This window comes from Umezawaea tangerina, from assembly GCF_003002815.1.
Lineage (GTDB): Bacteria > Actinomycetota > Actinomycetes > Mycobacteriales > Pseudonocardiaceae > Umezawaea > Umezawaea tangerina.
On sequence record NZ_PVTF01000007.1, the window covers coordinates 428254 to 450271 of the forward strand.

At 72.9% G+C, this 22018-nt stretch carries 18 protein-coding genes; 12 read left to right on the forward strand and 6 right to left on the reverse strand.

Going from position 1 to position 22018, the window contains the following annotated elements:
* Window positions 1-8: 8 nt before the first annotated feature.
* The 3 genes from CLV43_RS24765 to CLV43_RS24775 all read left to right on the forward strand — a co-directional run bounded on the left by CLV43_RS24765 (window position 9) and on the right by CLV43_RS24775 (window position 3514).
* On the forward strand, window positions 9-980 hold the full coding sequence (locus CLV43_RS24765; protein ID WP_106189653.1) for a hypothetical protein: 972 nt from the start codon (window positions 9-11) through the stop codon (window positions 978-980).
* Entirely contained in the window at window positions 977-2392 is a 1416-nt protein-coding gene (locus CLV43_RS24770; protein ID WP_106189654.1) for a BNR repeat-containing protein, read from the forward strand. The genes CLV43_RS24765 and CLV43_RS24770 overlap by 4 nt, the downstream gene beginning before the upstream one ends.
* Window positions 2393-2548: 156 nt before the next feature.
* The gene (locus CLV43_RS24775) at window positions 2549-3514 is read left to right on the forward strand and encodes a GNAT family N-acetyltransferase (protein ID WP_106189655.1); all 966 of its coding nucleotides are present in this window, start codon (window positions 2549-2551) and stop codon (window positions 3512-3514) included.
* A gap of 56 nt (window positions 3515-3570) precedes the next feature.
* Here CLV43_RS24775 and CLV43_RS24780 read toward each other — a convergent pair whose 3' ends face one another.
* Entirely contained in the window at window positions 3571-4437 is an 867-nt protein-coding gene (locus CLV43_RS24780) for a GNAT family N-acetyltransferase (RefSeq protein WP_106189656.1), read from the reverse strand.
* A 230-nt stretch (window positions 4438-4667) separates the two neighbouring features.
* Here CLV43_RS24780 and CLV43_RS24785 point away from each other — a divergent pair, with 230 nt between their 5' ends.
* Window positions 4668-5525 (forward strand): phosphotransferase family protein, encoded by an 858-nt coding sequence (locus CLV43_RS24785; protein WP_170155992.1) that lies wholly within the window; start codon window positions 4668-4670, stop codon window positions 5523-5525.
* Between the two features lie 15 nt (window positions 5526-5540).
* Here CLV43_RS24785 and CLV43_RS24790 read toward each other — a convergent pair whose 3' ends face one another.
* Entirely contained in the window at window positions 5541-6404 is an 864-nt protein-coding gene (locus tag CLV43_RS24790; RefSeq protein WP_106189658.1) for a VOC family protein, read from the reverse strand.
* Window positions 6401-7681 carry an FAD-dependent oxidoreductase gene (locus CLV43_RS24795; RefSeq protein ID WP_245886926.1) on the reverse strand — a complete coding sequence of 427 codons (1281 nt, stop codon included), beginning with the start codon at window positions 7679-7681 and terminating at the stop codon, window positions 6401-6403. The genes CLV43_RS24790 and CLV43_RS24795 overlap by 4 nt, the downstream gene beginning before the upstream one ends.
* A gap of 72 nt (window positions 7682-7753) precedes the next feature.
* Between CLV43_RS24795 and CLV43_RS24800 the strand changes: the two genes are divergently transcribed.
* Entirely contained in the window at window positions 7754-8437 is a 684-nt protein-coding gene (locus CLV43_RS24800) for a TetR/AcrR family transcriptional regulator (protein WP_170155993.1), read from the forward strand.
* 16 nt (window positions 8438-8453) lie between these two features.
* Here the strand turns inward: CLV43_RS24800 and CLV43_RS24805 are convergent, their stop codons facing one another.
* Window positions 8454-9029, reverse strand: coding sequence for a TetR/AcrR family transcriptional regulator (locus CLV43_RS24805; RefSeq protein ID WP_106189661.1), 576 nt, complete (start codon window positions 9027-9029; stop codon window positions 8454-8456).
* Between the two features lie 98 nt (window positions 9030-9127).
* Between CLV43_RS24805 and CLV43_RS24810 the strand changes: the two genes are divergently transcribed.
* Window positions 9128-10861: an enoyl-CoA hydratase/isomerase family protein gene (locus CLV43_RS24810; RefSeq protein WP_170155994.1), complete on the forward strand. Its 1734-nt coding sequence runs from the start codon at window positions 9128-9130 to the stop codon at window positions 10859-10861.
* A 31-nt stretch (window positions 10862-10892) separates the two neighbouring features.
* Here the strand turns inward: CLV43_RS24810 and CLV43_RS24815 are convergent, their stop codons facing one another.
* Both CLV43_RS24815 and CLV43_RS24820 read right to left on the reverse strand, forming a co-directional pair.
* Window positions 10893-12290, reverse strand: a complete 1398-nt coding sequence (locus tag CLV43_RS24815) for an MFS transporter (protein ID WP_245886928.1) — start codon at window positions 12288-12290, stop codon at window positions 10893-10895.
* The gene (locus CLV43_RS24820) at window positions 12287-13156 is read right to left on the reverse strand and encodes an alpha/beta hydrolase (protein WP_106189663.1); all 870 of its coding nucleotides are present in this window, start codon (window positions 13154-13156) and stop codon (window positions 12287-12289) included. Before CLV43_RS24820 ends, CLV43_RS24815 begins: the two co-directional genes overlap by 4 nt.
* Before the next feature lie 118 nt (window positions 13157-13274).
* On the opposite strand from CLV43_RS24820, the gene CLV43_RS24825 reads away from it, so the two are divergent.
* From CLV43_RS24825 to CLV43_RS24850, 6 genes are all read left to right on the forward strand, one after another.
* Window positions 13275-14222: a LysR family transcriptional regulator gene (locus CLV43_RS24825; protein WP_106189664.1), complete on the forward strand. Its 948-nt coding sequence runs from the start codon at window positions 13275-13277 to the stop codon at window positions 14220-14222.
* 111 nt (window positions 14223-14333) lie between these two features.
* Window positions 14334-15782, forward strand: a complete 1449-nt coding sequence (locus tag CLV43_RS24830) for a GMC family oxidoreductase (RefSeq protein ID WP_106189665.1) — start codon at window positions 14334-14336, stop codon at window positions 15780-15782.
* Window positions 15783-16654: 872 nt separating this feature from the next.
* Window positions 16655-19066 (forward strand): transglycosylase domain-containing protein, encoded by a 2412-nt coding sequence (locus tag CLV43_RS24835; RefSeq protein WP_245886929.1) that lies wholly within the window; start codon window positions 16655-16657, stop codon window positions 19064-19066.
* 195 nt (window positions 19067-19261) lie between these two features.
* Entirely contained in the window at window positions 19262-20173 is a 912-nt protein-coding gene (locus CLV43_RS24840) for a MetQ/NlpA family ABC transporter substrate-binding protein (protein ID WP_106189666.1), read from the forward strand.
* Between the two features lie 5 nt (window positions 20174-20178).
* A complete protein-coding gene (locus CLV43_RS24845) occupies window positions 20179-21207 on the forward strand; it encodes a methionine ABC transporter ATP-binding protein (RefSeq protein WP_106189667.1) in 1029 nt (342 codons plus the stop codon).
* Window positions 21207-21866 carry a methionine ABC transporter permease gene (locus CLV43_RS24850; RefSeq protein ID WP_106189668.1) on the forward strand — a complete coding sequence of 220 codons (660 nt, stop codon included), beginning with the start codon at window positions 21207-21209 and terminating at the stop codon, window positions 21864-21866. Before CLV43_RS24845 ends, CLV43_RS24850 begins: the two co-directional genes overlap by 1 nt.
* Window positions 21867-22018 lie beyond the last annotated feature (152 nt).

A 22018-nucleotide genomic window follows, 5' to 3' on the forward strand; every position in this document is an offset into this window, starting at 1 on the left:
GAACTCAGATGGCCACACGGACCGCATCCGCCGCCGCGATCTTGGGCGCCGTCATCACCGCCACGGTGATGTGCACGGCCCCGAACGCGAACGCGGACCTGGTGACGTACTGCGTGGGCGGCGGTGGAGCCGTCACGGTCCCGAACGACCTGTACGTGCCCGCCGGCGAGTCGTGCTCCTTGCGGGGCACCGTGATCACCGGCAACGTGCGGGTGGCCGCCGGTGCCAACCTCGTGGTCGACGGCGGCACGGTCAACGGCTCGGTCGGCGTCGCGGCCAACGGCTACCTGGACGCGACCGACACCAGGATCGACGGCGACGTCACCCTGGCGGCGGGCGGGTTCGGCGTCTACCTGAAGAACACCGACACCAGCGGCGTGGTGCTCCAGCCCAGGGGCTCGGCCACGATCGACGGGTTCCTCTACGCGGAGCGGGGTTCCAAGGTCGACGGCACCGTCACCGCCGGGGTCGGCGAGGTCTCGGTGAGCGACAGCGAGGTCACCGGCAACGTCAGCACCAACGGCGCCTACCTCACCGACCTGCACGGCACCTTCGTCGACGGCACGCTGTCCGTGCTGAACAACGCGACCGGCAGCGTGGTTTGCGGCAGCGCGGTCCAGGGCAGGTCCACGTTCGCGGGCAACGTCGGCGGCGTCCAGCTCGGCCCGAACGGCGGCCTGGACTCCTGCGCCTCCGGCGGCTACTTCGCCAGGGACGTCGGCATCTCCAACACCACCGGCGGCCGGACCACCCTGGACGACAACGTGATCAACGGCTCGCTCGCGCTGACCGCGAACAACCCGGTGGCCGAGGTGGCCGACAACAACAGGATCCGCAACGGGGTCGTGGGCGAGCGGACCACGCCGACCGCGGCCAAGGCCGCCACCGAGGGTCCCCGCGGCACCGCCCGCCAGCGCGCCCACGACCGCCTCGCCCTGGTGGACGCCTCCGTCGCGGTGAAGGGCAAGGCCCGGCTGTGAGATCGGCCGTCCTCGACGCCGCGGTGGTCGTCCTCCTGGCCACCGCGGCACTCCTGGCGCCCACTGGCTCCGCGACCGCGGCACCCCGCGCCACCCTGCTGTCGGACACCGTGCTCGACCCCTCGGCGCTCTACTTCGTGTCCTACGACGGGCTGGTCAACAACGACTCGTTCCAGCAGGACGCGATCCTCACCCACGCCGGCTACCAGTACACCGCCTGGTACACGGCAAGTCGTCACGCGGTGGTCGCGCGGCGGGCGCTGACCGGGAACACCGCGTGGCAGCAGGTCGTGCTGCCGCACCAGCTCGGCGTCGACGACTCGCACAACGTGATCTCACTGGGCGTCTCGCCGCAGGACGGCAGGCTGCACATCGCGATGGACACCCACAACACCCCGGTCTTCTACCTGAGGTCCGAGGCCGGCCTGGTCTCCCAGCCCGCGTCGCGCGACTGGACCGCCGCCCGGTTCGGTGCCGTGCAGCGGACTCTCGACGGCGTCGACCTCGGCGGGATGACCTACCCGCAGTTCGTGGTCACGCCCGAGGGCAGGCTCCAGTTCAGCTACCGCACCGGCGGCTCGGGCAACGGCGTCAACGAGCTCGCCGAGTACGACGCGGGCACCTGGCGCAAGCTCGGCGCCTGGTCGTCCGCGACCGGTTCCTGGACCGGGCCGAACGGGGTCGTGTCCACGACCAGGAACATGTACCTGCACGGCCTGACCTACGACCGCGCCGGGCGCCTGCACGCCTCCTTCACCTGGCGCGAGGGCAACACCGCCGTGCTGTGCGACAGCGGCGGCCTCACCAACCACGAGACCGGCTACGTCTACAGCGACGACCGCGGCCGCACCTGGCGCAACGGCTCGGGCGCGGTGGTCGGCACCACCGGCGGCACCCGTGTCTCCGTCACCTCGCCCGGCCTGGTCGCCGACCCGCTCGACCCGGACCACGGCCTGATGAACCAGGAGAGCCAGGCGACCGACTCGACCGGCACCCCGCACGTCGCCATCAGCTACGTGCCCGGCCGCTTCACCCAGTGCGTCTCCGACTACGCCCGGCAGCGCGCCCAGTACGGCCGCACCTTCCACCTCGTCCGCGGCGCGGGCGGCACCTGGACCAAACGGGAGATCCCCGTCCCTCCGGGCTCCACCCAGCGCACGAAGATCGTCTTCGACCGCGCCGACAACGCCTACCTCGTCATGCCCAGGGCCCGCGTCGTGTCCGCGAGCAAGGCCGGCGGCTGGACCGACTGGACCCTCGTCTTCGACCGCGCGGACATGAACGCCTTCGGCGAGGTCAACGTCGACACCTCCCGACTCGCGGTGGACGGCGTGCTCTCCATCCAGTACCAGCAGGCCTCCACCGGCACCACGCCCTCACCGATCCGGGTGGCCGACCTCCGGCTCGGCTGACGGGCGCGGAGCGGACCGACCCACGAGCGACCTGCCCAGGGGCGATACCAGTTCCGGCACGGCGCGCCGGGGGCGCTGTCCCTCCACCCGCCGGACGTCCGCCCCGGCCGGGAAACCGGGCGACAGCCCGCACCCGCGGGCGTTACCGTCGCCCGCATGCGCGAAGAGCTCACCTGGCGGCCGCTGACCAGCGGGGACGCCGCGGTGTCGGCCGACCTCCTCAACGCGGTCGAGGCCGTCGACCGGATCGGCGAGAACTACACCGAGGAGGACACCCTCCAAGAGCTCGTCGACCCGTCCGCGGACCTGGAGCGCGGGAGCCTCGCCGCCTTCGACGGCGACCTGATGGTCGGCTACATGAAGGTCCGCATCCGGCCGTCCGCCGACGAGGTCCACCGCGTCTTCCTCGACGGCGGCGTCCACCCCGACCACCGCCGTCGGGGTGTCGGCACCGCCTTGGTGGAGGCCGGGGTCGCGGCGGCGAAGGCGCTGCACGCCCTGCACCACCCGGCGCTGCGGCTCGTGGTCGACGTCCACAAGTGCGAGCACATCGCCGGGGTGCCCGAGCTCCTGCGCTCACGCGGTTTCGAGCCGGTCCGCTACTACCGGTACCTGGAGCACCCGCTCGGCGCCGCGGTCCCTGACCCGGCGATCCCCGACGGGCTGCGCGTCGAGCCGTGGTCGGAGCGGACCGACGAGGACTTCCGGTCGGTGCGCAACGAGTCGTTCCGGGACCACTGGGGCTCCGCGCCGATGCCCGCGGACCTGTGGCACAACAAGATCACCAACCAGACCTTCCGACCCGACGTCAGCTTCCTGCTCCGCGAGGTGGCGACCGGGACACCGGTGGGCGTGCTGGTGACCATGTCCTGGGACGCCGACACGGAGGCGACCGGTATCCGCGACGCCCACTTCATGGTCGTGGGGACGCTGCGGGAGCACCGCGGGCGGGGTGTCGCCGGGTCGCTGGTCGGGCACGCGCTGCGCGCCGCGGCGGACTCGGGCTACCACCGCGCCAGCACGAGCGTCGACTCGGCGAGCCCGTTTGGCGCGTCCGGGATCTTCGAGCGGGCGGGCTTCGTGCCGAGGACCCGGTACGTGCGCTGGGCGTTGGAGGTCTGACGCGCGGACGTCCTGCGGGGAGGTGAGTGCCCGCAGGACGTCCGCGGTCCACCGCCCTAGGCCTCCCGGTAGTGGTCCCGGACCTCGGGGAGCCGCCGGAAACCGCCCGACTCGTAGGTGGCGACGGCGCCGACGTTGGAGCTCGGGGTGCAGACGACCGCGGCCGACGAGCCCATCTCCCGGAGCGCGGCCGCCGCGGCGAGGGTGATCGCCCGGCCGTGGCCCCGCCGCCGGTGGTCGCGGTGCACGCCCAGCGGTTCGAGCAGCCCCGGCCGCCCCGGACCGGCCGACCACACCGTCACCGTCGCCACCGCCTCGCCGCTGTCGTCGTAGGCGACCAGGCACCGGGCGTCGGCGTATACGGGTCCACCGGCCATCGCGTGCCAGCGGTCGTCGGTGAACGTCGACTTCTCGAACGACGCCCGCTGCACGGCGCTCCGCTCGGGCACCCGCTCCGGTCCGACCACCTCGATCCGCACACCGGGGTCCTCCACCGGCCCCGCCAGGTCCCGGCGCAACGGCGTCCACGGCTCGTCGAGCTGCCACCCGTCCGCGACCAGCAGGTCCTTCACCAGCGCGCCCTTGGGCGCCTCGACGTTCGCCCGCCCCGCCTCGAACACGCCCCGGTCCGGCCGGGACACGTCCTCGGCCACCCGCCGCGCCAGCTCCTCGTCCCGCAGCGCGTCGGGCGCCACCGTCATCCGCAGCACCCCCGGCCCGTCCAGCAGCCCGACCGCGAGCACCCGCCCGTCCCGGCTCCAGGTCCGCACCGCCGCGGCCGTCGCCTCCGCCCCGAACCGCCAGAACCAGCCCACGTCGCCCGGGTGCAGCTGCACCGGCGCCCCGTCGTCCTGCCACTCCCGCAGCGCGTCCACAGCCCCACCCAGCCCGTCGACCCCCGGCCGGTCCACCTCGATCGCCATGCCGGGATCACACACCACCGGGCCGACGACCGCACCGGGTTTTCGACCGGGGCCGGTCGTCCCGCGCGACCGCAGGCCCTGCCCCGGAGGAACCTCCACGGCCGCTGGGTGACGTCGGCCGTGGTCACCCGTCACTAGACTCGCCCGCATGATCATGTCGGAGCGGATTCCGTCCGGCTCGCCGAAGGGGACCGGCCTGCTTCCGTCCACGTCGACGGAAGGTGGGCGCGGTGTCGGATGACGACCTGCTGGGCGGGCTGGTGGACGTCCTCGCGGCGAGCCGTCCCGAGGTCCGGTCGCACGCACCCCGGCTCGCCCGCGGCACGTTCAACGACGTCGTCGTGCTGCCGGGGGAGTGGGTCGCGCGGTTCCCCCGCACCGCCACCGTCCTGCGGGAGGCGCCCCGGCGGACGGCGGCCCTGCGCCGGGTGTCCGGACTGGACCTGCCGTTCGCCGTGCCGGAGGTGGTCGAGGAGCGGCTGGACCTCCCGTTGGGCGAGGCGCACGTCGTCGTCTCCTACGTGCCGGGGGATCCGGGTCCGACCACGCTGGCCGAGGGCGCCGCGGTCGGGCTGGTCCACGACCTGCTCGACCCCCTGGCCGCCGTCCGGCCGGACCCGGACCTCCTCGCGGTGCTGGACGAACCGCTGGGGTTCGCCGGGGGATCCGACGCCGTCGCGGTGATCACCGACACCGTGTTCCCGGTGCTGTCCGCCGACGAGCGGGCGCAGGCGGCGGAGGTGCTGGCCCGGTTCGAGGCGCTGGAGCCGGTCCCGCCGCGGTTCGTGCACGGGGACCTGGCGCCGGTGAACCTGCGGTGGACCGGCACCACCGTCACCGGGCTCCTCGACTGGGACTTCGCCCACGTCGGCGACCCGGCGCTCGACGCGGCCGCCCTCGCCTCCTTCGGGTGGTCCGCGCTGCGCCGCGCCGTCAGCGCCGAGGTCTACGAACGCGCCAAGGTCCACGCGGCGCTGTTCCCGCTGGAGGGTGCGACGGGGACGTTGCTGCAAGGTGCCCCACCGGACCGCTACCTGGCGTGGTTCCGCCGCCGCTGCGCCGTGCGCGAGCACCCACCGGGCGCCTGACCGCGCACCGCACCGTCAGGCCGCGTTCACCTTGAAGCGCAACAGGTTCCCGGACGGGTCGCGCACCGCCAGGGTGTCGGCGGACAGCTCGTGCGGGTAGCCGTCGCCGTCGAGCCGGTCGGCCAGCGCGCGCAGGTCCTGCGCGGTGGGCAGGAGGAGGTCGACGCCGAGGAGGTGGGCGGTGTCGTCGGGGGCCGGGTCGCCGCCGTCGGGGCTGAAGCGGTTGGTGAGGACGAGCAGGGCCTGGTGGTCGACGACGCCGAGGGCGAGGAACATGGTGCCCAGGCGGCCCTGGACGTCGAAACCGAGCAGGTCGGCGTAGAACGGTTCGCTGGCCTTGAGCGCGGCGTCGGTGACCTTGAGCTGGACGTGCCCCATCCCGGTGCCCCGCGGCAGCCCGGTGAACGGCTCGTCCGCGCCCGCCTCGCCCGCGAAGTCGCCCAGCTGCAACGGTTCCGCCACGACCGCGGGCTGGTCGCCCTGCCAGCGCCACTCGTCGCGCGGGCGGGCGCAGGTGAGCTCGACGGTGTGGCCGTCGGGGTCGACGACGTAGCAGGAGTGGGCGAGGGTGTGGTCGACCAGCTGGTACTCGGAGTGCCGCGCGGTGTAGTGCGCGACGAACCGGGCCAGGTCGGCGGGGGTGGGCAGCTGGGGCGCGAAGTGGCTGAGGCCGGGGCTGGACTCGGGCGGAAGGCCCGCGCCGGGGCGTTCGCGGAGCACCGCGAGCTCCTGTCCGGGCACGCCGACGGTCGCGCTGTCCCCTTGGAGGTCGTGCACCTGGAGACCGATGGCCCTCGTGTAGTAGTCGAGGCTGCGGTCGAGGCTCGCCACGGTCAGCTCGACGGCGCCGAGGGTCAGGGTCGGGTCGAGCAGGCTCATGGTCGGTTCCCCTTCTTGGACGCGAAGACGCGTTCGAACGGCCTGGTGACGCTGGAGACGAGCGACATGGCTTTGAAGAACATGATCAGTTTCCTGGGGGGACCGTCGACGAACAGCATGTCGAGGCCCTTCTGCGACCCCGCGGCGGATTTGGCGCCACGCGGGAACATCGCCTTCTCGTACCGGGTGAGCGAGGCCTCCAGGTCGGGGCCCGCCAGGACCTCCCGCGCCAGGTCGGCACCGTCGATGAGCGCGATGTTCGCGCCCTCGCCCGCGAACGGCGACATGAGGTGCGCCGCGTCGCCGACCAGGGTGACGCCGGGGACGCGCTCCCAGGTGAGGCCGGTCGGCAGCGCGTAGATCGGGCGCGGCCAGATGGCGTCGTCGTCGCACCCGCGGATCAGGTCGGTGAGCTCCGGGACCCAGTCGGGGTAGTGGCGGAGCAGCCCGGCTCGGGCCGAGTCCGGGTCGTCCCAGTCGATCCCGCTCGCGGCGACCCAGTCCTCCGGGACGCGCAGGCCGCAGCCGAGCGAGATGGTGTCGCCGCCGTGCCCGCCGATGTAGCGGTGGTCCGACAGCGCGAACAGGCTGCCCCGCCCGGTGACCGCGAGCGCCTCCGGGTGCCGGGTGGCCGCGTCGGTCAACCGGATCTCGACGATGGTGATCCCGGTGTAGACCGGCTTGACCGGGGTCAGCAGCGACCGGACGGCCGACCACGCTCCGTCCGCGCCCACGACGAGGTCGGCGCGCACCGAGGAGCCGTCCGCGAACTCCAGCTCGTGCCCGTCCTCGACGGGCCGCGCGGCGGTGAGCTTGCGGCCCCAGGCGATCGTGCCGGGTTCCAGGGACTCGACGAGCAGCCGCCGCAGGTCGGTCCGGTCGATCTCCGGCCTGCCGTTGCCGCCCGGCGGTTCGCGCTTGTCGACGTGCACCCGCCCGGTCTTGTCGAGCAGCCGGATGTCCTCGCCGCCGACGTGCGTGCGGGCGAGGAACCGGTCGTGCAGACCGGCCTGCCTGAGCGCGACTTGGCCGGTGTCCTCGTGGATGTCGAGCGACCCGCCCTGCTGGCGGGCGTCGGGGGAGGTGTCGGACTCGTAGACGGTGACGGGTACTCCGTGGCGCTGGAGTATCCGGGCGCAGACGAGGCCGCTGAGGCCCGCGCCCACGATCGCGGTTCTGCGTTCGGGCATGGAGGAGCGCTCCTTCACGAGCTGGAGAGTGGTCGCGGCGGCGGAGGTGCCCGCCGGGTTCGCCGGGTGGTTCGGCGGCCGCTTCACGAACGCTATTCGTCACGAACCAGGTTCGTCAAGCGGTTGACGAACGCGGTTCGTCACGATTACCGTCGGGCGGTGCCCCAGCGTGATCCTTTTCGCGTCTCCGAGGTCGCGAGCCGTCGCACCGGACTCGCGAAGTCCCCGCTGAGCCGCGACGCGATAGTCGACGAGGCGTTGCGCCAGTTCACCTCCGAGGGCGGCGACGCCGTGACCCTGCGCAAGATCGCGAAGGCGCTCGACACGGGCCCGGCCTCGCTCTACGCCTACGTCGACGACATGGCCGAGCTGCGGGCGCTGGTCCTGGACCGCGCGCTGGCGGCCGTCGAGGTCGACCAGGGCGACGGCCCGTGGCGGGAACGGCTGGAAGCGCTCCTCCGCTCCTACATCCGGGTCCTGATGACCAGTCCGGCGCTGGCGCGGATGTCGTCGCAGACCATCGCCGTCGGCCCCAACGCGCTGCGCATCGCCGAGGCGCTGCTGGGGATCCTCGAAGACGCGGGGGTGGACCGGCTGACCGCGGCCTGGGCCGTCGACATGCTGTCCGCGTTCGTCACGTCGGTGGCCGCGGAGCACGCGCAGGGCGCGGACCCGGTGGCGCCGGGAGGTCCGGTCGCGCAGGCGCTCGACCGCGCCCCGGCGAGCCGGTACCCGCGCGTGCACGCCGCGCGGGAAGACCTCGTCTCCGGTACCGGCGAGGAGAGGTTCGCCTGGTCGGTCGACGTCCTCGTCCGCGGCATCCTCTCGCGGGCCGGGGTGTGACCCGTCGTGACGGGGTCTAGACCTCCCGCGGGCGCATGCCGTCGACCAGCATGAGCACGACGCGGTCGCCCTGGTCGGGGAGGTCCGTCCGGTCGGACGCCAGGCAGAACCCGGTCATCGCCATCAGCAGGTCCTCCGGTACCACTCCCTCGCGGAACACGCCCGCCCTCTCGCCGGTGCGGACCAGGTGGGTCACGGTCGTGAGGAGGCGGTCGTGGGCCGGGCGGACCACCGCGGGGCCGTCGGGCGCGATGATCGACTTCACCGCGAGCGGCATGCACGGCTTCGAGCCGACGTGGCGGACGAACCGCCGCATCCACGTGGTCAGCGCGCGGTCGGCGGGCATCGCGGCGAGCAGGTCGTCGAGGGTGTCGCACAACGGGTCGATCTCGCTGAGGTAGACGCCCGCGATGAGCTCCTCCCTGGTCGGGAAGTGCCGGTAGAGCGTCGCGATCCCCACGCCCGCCCGCTTGGCCACGTGGTCGAGGGGGACGTCCGCGCCCCACTCCGCGAGCACGTCCTTGGCCGCTTCGACGATCGCCTCGCGCTTGCGCCGGGCGTCGGCGCGCAGCGGGCGCGCTGGGTCGGCCATGCACTCCTCCTTGCCAAGTGGAGGAATCCTCCATATTTTAAGTGGAGGAATCTTCCAGTTGGTCGGATGGTAACCGACCCCGGCCCCGAGGAGCGGCAGTGGCAGACCGGCGGAGCGCGGTGCGGTGGGAGCTGGACGCCGAGGGGATCGTCACGGTCGTCCTCGACGACCCCGGCCGCACGGCCAACATGGTCAACCAGCGGCACCACGACGGGTTCGGGGCGTGCCTCGACGAGGTCGAGGCACGCCGTGACGAGGTCCGGGGGATCGTGCTCACCTCGGCGAAGCGGTCGTTCTTCTCCGGCCAGGACGTCGAGATCGGCGAGATCCCCCTGGACGAGCTCGCCGCCACGTACGGGTTCGTGGTCCCGGTCCGCGACCAGCTGCGCAGGCTGGAGACGCTGGGGATCCCCGTGGCCGCCGCGATGACCGGCTCCGCGCTCGGTGGCGGCCTCGAGCTCGGGTTGGCCTGCCACCACCGGGTCGGCCTCGACGCGCCGGACGTCTTCTGGGGCCTGGCCGAGGTGGCGATGGGGCTGATGCCGGGCTGCGGCGGACTCGTCCGCACCACCCGCATGCTCGGGATCGCCGCGGTCGTCGAGCAGGTCGTCGGCCCCGCCGCGGTCCTCGGCCCGGCGGAGGCGGTACGGGCCGGGATCGTCGACGAGCTCGCGTCCACGCGCGAGGAGTGCGTCGCACGGGCGCGCGCGTGGGTCCACGCGCGTCGGGCCGACGGCGACCAGGACTTCACCCAGCGCTGGGACCGGCCCGGCTACCGCGTCCCCGGCCCCACGCCCGGCACCCGTGAGTTCGACACCCTGGTCCGCCGGCTGGAAGCCGATCTCGACGCCCGGCCGGAAAGCGCGCTGGAACCCGCGCGGCGCGCGGTCCTCGCGGCGGCCGTCGAGATCGCGCGGGTGGACCCGGACACGGCGTTCGCCGTCGAGACCAAGCACTTCTTCGAGCTGTTCGACGGCCCGCGGCGGATGAACCTGTCCAGGGCGATGGTCGACCCGAAGGCCGTCGCGGACGGCGTGGCCCGCCCCGGTGGCCACGCCCGGTGGACACCGGCCCGCGTCGCCGTGCTCGGCGACACCGCGACGGCCGCGGACCTCGCCGAGCGGTGCGCGCGGGCGGGGTGGCCGGTGGTGCGGACGGTCGACGCCGATCACGACGTCGTCCTGGACGCCACGGCGGGCACGATGGTGATCGGGTCGACCCGGATCGGCCTGCGCCTGCGCCACCCGACCCAGCGGCCACCGCTGCTGGCGCTGTACTTCGCCCGGTCGGCACCGCTGGTCGAGCTCTCCTGCCCGGACGGCACTCCGGACGCGGTGGTGGCCAAGGCGTTCGACGTCGCCATCGGGCTGGCCGGGATCCCCCTCCTGGTGCGGGGCTGCCAGGGCTCGTTCGTCGGGCGGGTCGTGGACGCCGTGACGGCGGAGCGCGCGGCCCTGCTGGACGAGGGCGTCCCGGAACGGGAGGTCCGGCTCGCGCTGGCACGAGCCGGGTTCGCCGCCCCGGCACTGTCCACAAAGGACCCAGTGGTCGCGCAGGTCGACCGCGGCGAAGGGGACTCCGCCGTCGACCTGCGCGATGCCGTCGAACGGCTGACGATGGTCGCGGCGGTCGCGGCCCGGCGCGCGGTCGCCGACGGGAGCGCCGTCACCGAGGCCGAGGCCAACATCGGGTCGATCGTGGGCGCGGGGTTCCCGATCTGGACCGGCGGTGCCGCGCAGTACGTCGCGGCCTACCCCGGTGGTGCCGCCGCCTTCCTGGCCCGTGCCGACGAGCTCGCCGCCCGGCACGGTGACCGCTTCCGCTGTGCGTGACGGAAAACCGGAGACGGGCCCGGTGGTTCGGTCACAACGGGACTGAGGGCGTGCGAGCCCGTGCGGTGGAGGTGTCCGCCGCACGGGGTGCCCGCACGACCGCGAGGAGCGCCGCCAACGCGAACACGACCACCTCGTAGGTCATCGCGTGCCACAGCGCGGTGCCGGGGCTCGCGGGCACCGCGTAGGCCATGCCCGCGAAGGTGACGCCCACCGTCCCCCCGAGCTGCTGCGCGGTCGGGAGCAGACCGGAGACCGAGGTGGCGGCCTCGGGGCGGGCCTCGGCGATGATCCGGGTGAACGCCGAGGACGTGAAGGCGCCGAACGCGAACCCGCCCGCGCCGAGGGCGAGCCACAGCACCCACCGCAGGGCGGGCTCGTGGATGGTCGCGGCGACGGCGAGGCAGACGAGCCCCAGCGTCGCGGACGACCCGCCGAGCGCCCAGCGGCCGAACCGCGCGCTCAGCGCGGCCGACATCCCGCTGCCCACCAGCGCCCCGACCGCGTAGGGGGTGGCGGTCAGCCCGGTCCGCAGTGGACTGGCGCCCTCCGCCACCTGCAGGTGCGTGGCCAGCAGCAGGCTGAACGAGGGGACCCCGGCGTTGAAGACCAGGACCATCCCCAGTCCCCGTCTCGTCGCCGGGTCGGACATCGTGCTCGGGTGCACGAGCGGGTGCGGCACCCTGCGCTGCGACAGCGCGAACCCGACCAGGAGCACCACCGCCACGACCAGGCTCGCCCACGTCCACGGCGGCCACCCGGCGTCCCGGCCGACGGTGAGGGGCAGCACGAGGAGGCCCAGTCCGAGCAGGCTCAGCGTCGCGCCGACCGGGTCGACGCGGTCGCCGTCCGCGCCGCCGCGGGAGGCGGGCAGCACGGGGGAGAGCGCGAGGGCGGCGAGCCCCACCGGCACGGTCAGCAGCATCGCCGCCCGCCAGCCCAGCCCCAGCGGGGCGAACTGGATCAGCACCCCGCCGAGCACCGGGCCCGCCATCGACGCCGCCGCCATCGTCGCGCCGAACGCGCTCAACGCGGCGGCCCGCCGGTCCGGTGGCACCGAGGACCGGATCAGCGACAGCGTCTGGGGGGCCATGAGCCCGCTGCCGACGCCCTGCGCCAGCCTGCCCGCGACCAGCAGCCACGCCGACGGCGCGAAGGCCGACCCCAGCGAGGCGAGCGTGAACAGCGCCATCCCGAGGACGAACATCCCGCGGTAGCCGTACCGGTCGCCCAGCCGCGCCGACACGACCAGCGAGCAGGCGTAGGTCAGCGTGTACCCGGCGAGGACCAGCTGGCCCGTGCCGGAGCCCGTCGCGAGGTCCCGCTGCACGTCGGGGACCGCCACCTGCATGACCGTCACGCTGAAGAGCTGGACGAACGTCCCGGACAGGACGATCGGCAGCAGGAGCCGGGGGTGGTGGGCGCTCACCGGGGCGTCCGCTGCAACGCGGTCGTGGCGAGCAGCGTCGCCAGCTCGGCGGGCCGGGTGGCGAACGGCGAGTGGCCGCCGGGCAGGGAGCGCACCTGCACCGGGGTGTCCGGCGCGAACCGGTCGGCCTCGGCGACCATCAGGTCCTGGACGGCGATCGGCAGCGCCCGGTCCTCGGTCAGCCGGACGAACGTGCGGGCGACCCGCCGCCAGTTGTCGGGGGTGACGGGCACCGGCGTGGTGAAGCTCGCGAACGGGTGGTCGGGGGTGAGGAACTGGCGCCAGGAGTCCGACGCGGTGGCCGGGAGGTCGTTCAGGAACGCCTGGCGGATCAGGTCGACCTCGGTCTCGTCGGGGGACAGCGGGTTGATCCGGAAGGCACCGAGGGCGGCGGGGTCGCCGAGCATGGGGAGCTTGGCGGCGGAGGAGTTCTCGGGTGCCTCGATGTAGTCCTGGAACCGGGGGCGGCCCGCGGGGACGAACGCGGAGAGGTACACGACCCGGTCGACGAGCTCGGGGGCCTGCTCCGCCGCGGCGGTGGCGGGGCCGCCGCCCGCGCTGTGGGCGACCAGGACCACGTTGCGGTAGCGCGTGCGCACGTCGACCAGCGCGGTGAGCACGGCGTCGACGCCGTCCTGCGGCGCGAGGTCGCCCAGCCGCGACCTCTCGCTGGTGATCCCCGGCTGGCCCGGCCGGTAGAAGCCGGTGGGCACCGGGGCGTCGAGCCCGCAGCCGGGGAGGTCGACCGCGACGCCGGCCACGCCGTGGCGGGCCAGTGCCCGCTGCGTCGCCGCCCAGTGCAGGGCGGAGTGCCAGGCGCCGTGGACGAGCACGACGACGGTCTCGGACGAGGAGGGACGGATCACGGGAACGGCCTTTCCACGGGGTGCTGGTTGCCCGTCAAGGCCACACCGTCGACCCCACCTCCATCCACCGCGATATCTCACTGGGGTCTCCGCGATACCCAGGACGTATCGTGACGGGGTGGAAGCCCGGCACCTGCGCTACGCCCTCGCCCTCGCGGAGCACCAGCACTTCGGTCGCGCCGCCCGCTCGCTCGGCATCGCCCAGCCCCCGCTGTCGACCCAGATCGCCGCCCTCGAACGGGAGATCGGCGAACTGCTGTTCGACCGCACGTCCCGCGGGGTCGTCCCGACCGCCGCGGGCGAGGCGTTCCTGGCCCGCGCGCGGGCCGCCCTCGCCGAGATGACCCTCGCCTCCGTCGACGCGGGCCGCGCGGCCCGCGGGGAGACCGGGAGGCTGCGGATCGGGTTCACCGGGTCCGCGCTGCTCGACCCGCTGCCGGGGGTGCTCGGCCGGTTCCGCCGGACCCACCCCGGCGTCCGGCTCGCGTTGCAGGAGCTGGACAGCGCGACCGGCACCGCGGCGCTGCTGGCGGGCGAGCTCGACGTGGCGGTGGGACGCGGGAACCCGCGCGGCGTCGGGGCGGAGGACCTGCTCACCGTGTCGATCGGGACCGACCACCTGGTCGCGGTCGTGTCGGTGGCGCACCCCTTCGCCGGGCGGTCGGCCGTAGAACTCGACCAGCTGGCCGCGGAGGACCTGATCGTGAGCCCGGACGCGGCGGCCTCCTACCTGCGGCCCGTCTTCGGGGCGGACCGCGCGCCGCTCGACGGCGCCACGCTCGCCCGCGACGTCCACACGATCGCCGGGCTCGCCGCGTGCTGCGCGGGCGTCGGGCTGGGACCGAACCGGATGCGGCTGATCGCCCGCACGGACATCCGGTTCTGCGACGTCGAGCCCCGCTACCGGCTGCCCGACCTGGCGATGTCGTTCCGGGCGGCCGACAGGTCCCCGGTGCTCGCGGCGTTCCTGTCGGTCGTGCGCCTCAACTGCTCGGACGTCGGCTCCCGGCTGGACGACCTGCTCGCCCGGCACCCCTCGGTGGTCGCCGACGCGGCGAGGAGCTGACGCGGGCGGACCCGTGGCAGACCTTGGTCATCTTCGTTGACCGCGTCCGTCCACAGTGCCACGTTGGAGATGGGGAGTCCGACTGTCCGAACCAGTGTCCGTGGAGATCTCATGACGGTGCCGCACGCCCGCGACGGCCGGACCCCCGACGGCGGCTACGACCACGTCGTGGTGGGCGCGGGGAGCGCGGGGTGCGTGGTCGCCGCCCGGCTGGCCGAGAACCCCGACGCCAGGGTGCTGCTGCTGGAGGCGGGAAGCGCGACCCCGCGCACCGTCGCGCCCGTCGACTGGCTGTCGCTGAGGGGGTCGGACGCGGACTGGCGGGACAAGACGCTCCCGGAGCACGGACGCCCCTTCGACTGGCCGCGCGGGAAGGGGCTGGGCGGGTCGTCGGCGATCAACGGCATGGTGTTCGCCAGGGGGCACCGGGACGGCTACGACTGGGGGAAGGGCTGGGAGTTCGACGACCTGCTGCCGTACTTCCGGCGCAGCGAGCACGCCCCCGCCGGGGACCCGGGGCTGCGCGGGGTCGGCGGCCCGCTGCGGGTGGCGCCCGCGGCGCGGCGGCACCCGACCGCGCAGGCCTACCTGGACGCCGCCGCGGAGGCGGGGCACCGGCGCGCGACGGACATCAGCGGAGGCCTCGAGGAGGGGTTCGGCTGGGTGGACCTGAACATCGTCGACGGCCGCAGGCAGAGCGCCGCGGACGCCTACCTGCGCGCACGCGACAACCTCCACGTGGTGGCGGGCGCACAGGTCCGGCGGCTCGTCGTGGACGGTGACCGGGCCACCGGCGTCGAGTACACCGTTGGGGGACAGCACGTCCGCGTCGGGGCGGCCGAGGTCGTGCTCTGCGCGGGCACCATCGGGACGGCGCACCTGCTGCTGCTGAGCGGGATCGGGCCCGCCGACCACCTGCGGGACAAGGGGATCGACGTGGTAGCGGACCTGCCGGGGGTGGGGGAGAACCTGCACGACCACCCGGTCAGCTTCGTCGTGCACAGCGCCGCGCGGCCGGTCCCGCGGGGCGTGAACAACAACATCGAGGCCATCGGCCTGCTGCGCAGCGACCCCGCGCTGGAAGCCCCCGACCTGCAGTCGTTCCTCACCGCTCCGGCGGCCGACGGCCTCTACGCGCTCAGCGTCGCGCTGATGACCCCGCACAGCCGCGGCCGACTGCGCCTGACGGACAACGGGGTCGCGTTGTCCCCCGGCTACCTGACCGACCCGCGGGACGTGCGGGCGATGGTCGCCGGCCTGGAGCTCGTGCGCGAGATCGGCGCGGCAAGCGCTTTCACCCCGTGGCGCGGAGCGGAGCTGGAGTCGGGTGGCGAGGAGTACCTGAAGGCCACCCTCACGTCGTACTACCACTACGCGGGCACGTGCGCGCTGGGCGAGGACGAGATGTCCGTGGTGGACCGGGAGCTGCGCGTGCACGGCATCGCCGGGCTGCGGGTCGCGGACGCCTCGGTGATCCCGCGGATCCCGTCGGCCAACACCCACGCGACGGTGGTGGCGATCGCGGAACGGGCGGCGGACCTCATCGGCGCGACGGCGTAGGGCCGACCGCGCCGCTGACGGCGGGCTCCGCGTGGACCGGCTGGTCGGCGACGTCGTGGGCGGGTGACCACCACTCTGGTGGTCCGGCCGGGTACCCATCGCGAGCCGACCAGGCCGTTCCGCGGCGCCACCTCTCGCCAACGTCGACGGGCAGCGCAAGGACATCGTCGCGCTACGGCTGTTCCCGACCACCGAGGGTGATGCCCGCCGCGCCTTACCCCGGCGCCGGGAAGCGCGTGTCACCGGGCCGGTTGCCCGGTGGTGGAGCCCGTTGTGGAAAGTTCGTCGCACAAGTGGTGCAACCACATGGTGCGTCGGACGTCTAGGGAAACGTGTGCCCGGATGGACTCCGGGCACACCGGAGGCCCGCCGCGGGGTGAACCCGTCTCGCGGAGGTCCTCCACACCCCGAGAACAGGCGATGGACGACCACCGAACCGCGCACGCCCGTGCGCCGGTCTGGGAGGCCTTTTAGTGAACGACCAGCACGACGACAGACAGCGTGGCGAGGAGCCGCAGTGGCCGACCGGGGACGACCCGGACGGCGGCTCCGCGGGGCGGCGCCACGACGCCCCGGACCGCGGGGGCGCCCGGAACCCCTCCCCGCGGCCGGGCACACCGCCCGGTGGGCTCCCGCCCAGGGGCGGCGTCCCCCCGCGTCCCGACACGCCCCCCGGTGGAGGCCGCCCCCGGCAGGGCCCTCCGCCCGGCGCCATGAACCAGGGGCCGCCCCCACGCGGACCCGTGCCCCCCGGCGCGGGTGGTCCGCCACCCCAGGGCGGTCGTCCGCCGATGCCTCCCCGCAGGCCCCAGGCGCCCCCTGGCGCAGGCGGCCGTCCCCCGGTACCCCCCGGTCCCGGCGGGCGTCCTCCCGTGCCTCCCGGCGGCCCCCGGCCCGGTGGACCCGGTGCACCCCCGCCCACGGGGAACAAGGCCGACGAGCTGACCGACCTGCTCGAGCCGGTGCGCCCGCCCTCGGCGCGCGAACCGGACCTGCTCACGCACCGCGAGCCCGAGGAGCCGCCGCTGGACGTCGAGGACGACGTCTACGACGACGAGCTCGACGCCGAGGAGCTGAGCGAGGAGGAGGAGCGGCGCCTGCGCAAGAAGAAGATCTGGCGGCGCGTCCGCCGGATCACCTACGTCGCCGCGGGCCTGGCGATCCTGACCCCGGTGGTCGCCTTCGCGATCGCCTACCAGGTCGTGGACGTCCCCGACCCGGCCGAGGTGGCCTCGCGCCAGGACAAGGCCGTGACCATCCTCTACTCCGACAACTCGGAGATGGCGAAGATCGCGCCGCAGGGGTCGAACCGCGAGCTGCTCGCGATCGACGACCCCGACCTCACCGAGGACGTCAAGCACGCCGTCTTCGCGGCCGAGGACGCCACGTTCGAGACCAACCCCGGCTTCGACTTCAAGGCCATCGGGCGAGCGGTCTGGATCCAGGTCACCGGCGGTGAGAGCGGTGGCTCCGGCCTGACCCAGCAGTACGTGAAGAAGGCGACCGAGAACGAGGAGCAGACCCTCTCCCGGAAGTTCACCGAGGTCGTCAAGGCCTACAAGATGAGCAACCAGAAGAGCAAGTCGGAGATCCTGGCCGCGTACCTGAACACGATCTACCAGGGACGGTCGGCGTTCGGCATCAAGGCCGCCGCGCAGATGTACTACAAGAAGGACGTCAAGGACCTCACGGCGTCCGAGGCCGCGCTGATCGCGGGCATGATCCAGAACCCCAGCCGCTCGGAGGAGGAGAAGTACCCCGTCAAGCGGTGGGAGTTCGTGATGGGTCAGATGGTGGACAAGGGGTGGATCACCAAGGAGTACCGCGACAGCCAGTCCTTCCCCAAGCCCGTGCCGCTGGCCGACGTGCAGCAGAACGCGCTGGAGGGCGTTCGCGCCCACATCCAGGCCCAGGTCGAGGCCGAGATGGAGAGTCCCGGGATCGGGATGACTATGGAGAAGGCGCTCAAGCAGGGTGTCGTCGTCCACACGACCATCGACCCGAAGATGCAGGACGCCTCCGAGGCGGCCGTGCGCGAGGTCATGCAGGGCCAGCCGGAGAACCTCCGGTACTCGTTGACCGCGATCGACCCGACCTCCGGTGCGGTGCGCGCTTACTGGGCGGGCAACGACGGGGTGGGCATCGACTACAACAAGGGCACGCTCCAGGAGCCCGGCTCGTCGTTCAAGCCGTTCGACCTGGTCGCCGCGCTCCAGCAGGGGCACGGTGTCGGCGAGGTCTACGACGGCAGCTCCCCGCGGACGTTCCCCGGTCGTGAGACGAACCCGGTGAAGAACGCCGAGGGGGTCCACTGCGACGTGCCGAAGCAGTGCAGCGTGCGCGAGGCGATGGTCAAGTCGGTGAACACGGTGTTCTACGACATGGCCGTGAACAAGGTCACCACCAAGAAGGTCGCCGAGGCGGCGTTCCAGGCGGGCATCCCCGAGGAGGTCTCCGTCAACGGCGGCGACCCGCAGAAGCTCCTCGCGGGGGAGAACGGCGACGCGCCCGACGGCAACATCTCCATCGGCGGTGGCAAGACGCTCGTGCGCCCGTTCGACATGACGGTGGCGTACGCCACGTTCGCGGCCAGGGGCACCTACCACGAGCCGTTCTTCATCACGAAGATCGAGAGCCCGGACGGGAAGCTGCTGCACGAGCACGCCGACAAGTCCAAGCCGGCGTTCGACGCCGAGGCGTCCAAGAGCGAGCAGATCGCGGACAACGTCACCGACGTGCTCAAGGACATCCCGAAGGCCAGCACCCGGACGATCTGCGCCGGCGGCCGCGAGTGCGCCGGCAAGACCGGCACGCACGAGCTCGACGGCGTGGACAACTCGAAGGCGTGGATGGTCGGCTACGTGCCGACGCTCGCCGCGGGTGTCTACATGGGAACGGAGGCGGGCAACGTCGCGCTGCGCAACGCCGACGACGCCCCGATCTTCGGATCCGGCCTGCCGGGCCAGATCTGGAAGGCCTTCATGGACAAGGCCCTGGACGGCGCCCCGAAGGACACGTTCCCGAAACCCAAGATGATCGGCCAGTCGGAGCCCCCGGCGCCGTCCACCGAGGTGTCGTCGGTCGTGACGACGACCGAGGTGACGACGACCGAGGAGTCCGAAGAGGAGACGACGGAGACCACGACCAGCACGACCACCGCCACCACGACGACGACCACGACGGCGGGCTGCGGCAAGCCGACCTGCCCGCCCGTCATCACGGGCACGTCCGGCGCGACAGCCGGTGCGGGACAGGGCAACGGGCGAAGTCCGAACGACCCCTGATCCGGTGGGACGGAGGGCCCCGACGCGTCGCGCGTCGGGGCCTTCGTCGTTCCCGGTCCTTTATCACGGATCCGCCTTCCGGCCGAACGATCTCGCATGGCAGGACGACATGCTTTGCCGGGCAAGGACTTCTACTGTCACCGGCGCGCACCCGTGTCCACGGTGGTCGCGCGGAGTCCAGGGAGAAGGGATCCGATGTCCGAGCAACTCGTCGAGGCGCCGAAGAAGAGGCTGGGGCTGTTCGCGGTCGTCGGTGTGGTCGTGGTCGTGCTGGTCGCGGGGATCGTGTTCGCGGTCACCCGCGGTGGGGCCGAGGAGAAGGCGGTGCGGATCGGTGTGGTCGGTGCCGGCGACCCGTACTGGTCCGCCTACGTGAAGGCGGCGGGCGACCAGGGGATCAAGGTCGAGGTGGTGGACTTCACCGACTACGCCCAGCCGAACCCGGCGCTGGCCGAGGGTGAGATCGACCTGAACCAGTTCCAGCACATCGTCTACCTCGCCGACTACAACGTGTCGAACAAGAAGGACCTGGTGCCCGTCGGGGCCACCGCCATCTACCCGCTGGGCCTGTACTCGAAGAAGTACCCGTCCGCGGCGGAGGTCCCGGCCGGTGCGACGGTGGCGGTGCCGAACGACGCCAGCAACCAGGGCAGGGGACTGCTGGTGCTGCAGGCGGCCGGGCTGGTGAAGCTGAAGTCCGGTGGCACGATCTTCTCCGACCTCACCGACGTCGACGAGGCCGCGTCCAAGGTGAAGGTCACGGCGCTCGACGCCGCGCTGACCGCCACCTCGCTGGACGACCTGGCCGCGGCGATCATCAACAACGACTTCGTGGAGAAGGCGGGGCTGTCCTTCGACAAGGCGATCGCCAAGGACGACCCGGCCGACCCGAAGGCGGTGCCGTACGTCAACGTCTTCGCGGCCCGCGAGCAGGACAAGGACAACCCGACCTACACCAAGCTCGTCGAGATCTACCAGAACAGCCGGGAAGTGCTCGACGGTGTGAAGGAGGTCTCCGGTGGCACCGCGGTGTTCGCCAAGACCCCGGCGGGCGACCTGCGGAAGTCGCTGGACGACGTCGAGAAGATCACGGCGGAGCGGAAGTAGCCGCGATGGCCATCATCGAACTGGACAACGTGTCCAAGGTCTTCCCGCGCGCCCACCGGGGTGCCGCCCCGGTGAGCGCGGTCGAGGACGTGACCCTGCACGTCGAGGAGGGGCAGATCGCGGGCGTCATCGGCTACTCCGGCGCGGGGAAGTCCACTTTGGTCCGCCTGGTCAACGGCCTGGAGAAGACGACCTCGGGAACCGTCACCGTGGCCGGGACCACGATCACCGGTCTGCCGGAACGGCGCCTGCGGCAGGTCCGGCTGGGCATCGGCATGATCTTCCAGCAGTTCAACCTGCTGTCCTCGCGCACGGTGTGGGGCAACATCGCCTACCCGCTGCAGATCGCCAAGGTGCCCAAGGCGAAGCACCGGGAGCGGATCTCGGAGCTGCTGCACTTCGTCGGGCTGGCCGACAAGGCGCACAGCTACCCCGACCAGCTCTCCGGCGGGCAGAAGCAGCGGGTCGGCATCGCCAGGGCGCTGGCCACCTCGCCGAAGGTGCTGCTCGCCGACGAGGCGACCAGCGCGCTCGACCCGGAGACCACGCGGGACGTCCTGCGGCTGCTGAAGAAGGTCAACGCGGAGCTGGGCGTCACCACGGTGGTGATCACCCACGAGATGGAGGTGGTCCGCACCATCGCCGACCGGGTCGTCGTGATGGAGCGGGGCAGGGTCGTCGAGGACGGCAGCGCGTTCGACGTGTTCGCCCACCCCCAGCACGCCACCACGAAGCGGTTCGTCGGCACGCTGGTCGCCGACGTCCCCACCGGTGCGGCCCTGGAGTCGTTGCGGGCCAACCACACCGGCAGGCTCGTGACGCTGTCGTTCCGCGACGACTCGCTGCCGCAGTCGGAGGCGTTCGCGGAGCTGATCGCGGGCGGCATCGGCTTCGAGCTCGTCCACGGAGGCATGGAGGACGTCCAGGGCCGGTCGTTCGGCAACCTCACGTTGGCGCTGCGCGGCCGGGACTCCGCCATCGACCTCGCGCTGATCAGGCTGCGCGCCAAGGTGCCGACCACGGAGGTGGGGTGATGGACCGCCTCGTCGAGCTCCAGCCGCTGTTCTGGCAGTCGACCCTCGAGACGCTCTACATCGTCGGGATCACGCTGGCGTTCGGCGGGGTCGGCGGTCTCGTCATCGGCGTCGCCCTGTACGTCACCCGCCGCGGCGGGATCCTCGCCAACGCCCCGGTGTCGGTGGGGCTCAACCTGCTGGTGAACTTCTTCCGGCCCATCCCGTTCGTCATCTTCATCGGCGCCGTCCAACCCCTGGCCCGGCTCGTCGTGGGCATCGGCATCGGCAACAAGGCGATCATCTTCGCCCTGTCGCTCGCCGCCGCGTTCGGCATCAGCCGCATCGTGGAGCAGAACCTGGTCGGCGTCGACCCCGGTGTCGTCGAGGCGGCCAGGGCCATGGGCGCGGGTCGGCCGCGGATCATCTTCGGCGTGCTCATCCCGGAAGCCCTCGGCCCACTGGTCCTGGGCTACACCTTCGTCTTCGTCGCCCTCGTGGACATGTCTGCCATCGCCGGCGTCATCGGCGGCGGCGGACTCGGCAACTTCGCGCTCGTCTACGGCTACCGCCAGTTCAACCCGGCGGTGACCTGGGGCGCGGTGGTGGCGATCGTCGTGATCGTGCAGGTCGCGCAGTTCGCTGGCAACCTGCTGGCCAGGAAGGTGCTTCGCCGCTGACCGATCAGCTCGCCGCGAGCAGTTCGGTGGGTCGCGGCGCACGCTCCAGACGACGTAGCCGTTGCCCAGCTGCATGTTGCCGCCATTCCACCTTCGCCCCCCTGGGCGGCGGCGTGGTCCCACCGTCGCCGCGCCCTGGCGAGCGGGCTGGA

Bases quoted from the DNA above. Each gene is read 5' to 3' on its own strand.
- CLV43_RS24765 (WP_106189653.1), top strand. From the start codon at position 9: ATGGCCACACGGACCGCATCCGCCGCCGCGATCTTGGGCGCCGTCATC.
- CLV43_RS24775 (WP_106189655.1), top strand. From the start codon at position 2,549: ATGCGCGAAGAGCTCACCTGGCGGCCGCTGACCAGCGGGGACGCCGCG.
- CLV43_RS24780 (WP_106189656.1), bottom strand. From the start codon at position 4,437: ATGGCGATCGAGGTGGACCGGCCGGGGGTCGACGGGCTGGGTGGGGCT.
- CLV43_RS24790 (WP_106189658.1), bottom strand. From the start codon at position 6,404: ATGAGCCTGCTCGACCCGACCCTGACCCTCGGCGCCGTCGAGCTGACC.
- CLV43_RS24805 (WP_106189661.1), bottom strand. From the start codon at position 9,029: ATGGCCGACCCAGCGCGCCCGCTGCGCGCCGACGCCCGGCGCAAGCGC.
- CLV43_RS24830 (WP_106189665.1), top strand. From the start codon at position 14,334: ATGACGGTGCCGCACGCCCGCGACGGCCGGACCCCCGACGGCGGCTAC.
- CLV43_RS24840 (WP_106189666.1), top strand. From the start codon at position 19,262: ATGTCCGAGCAACTCGTCGAGGCGCCGAAGAAGAGGCTGGGGCTGTTC.
- CLV43_RS24845 (WP_106189667.1), top strand. From the start codon at position 20,179: ATGGCCATCATCGAACTGGACAACGTGTCCAAGGTCTTCCCGCGCGCC.
- CLV43_RS24850 (WP_106189668.1), top strand. From the start codon at position 21,207: ATGGACCGCCTCGTCGAGCTCCAGCCGCTGTTCTGGCAGTCGACCCTC.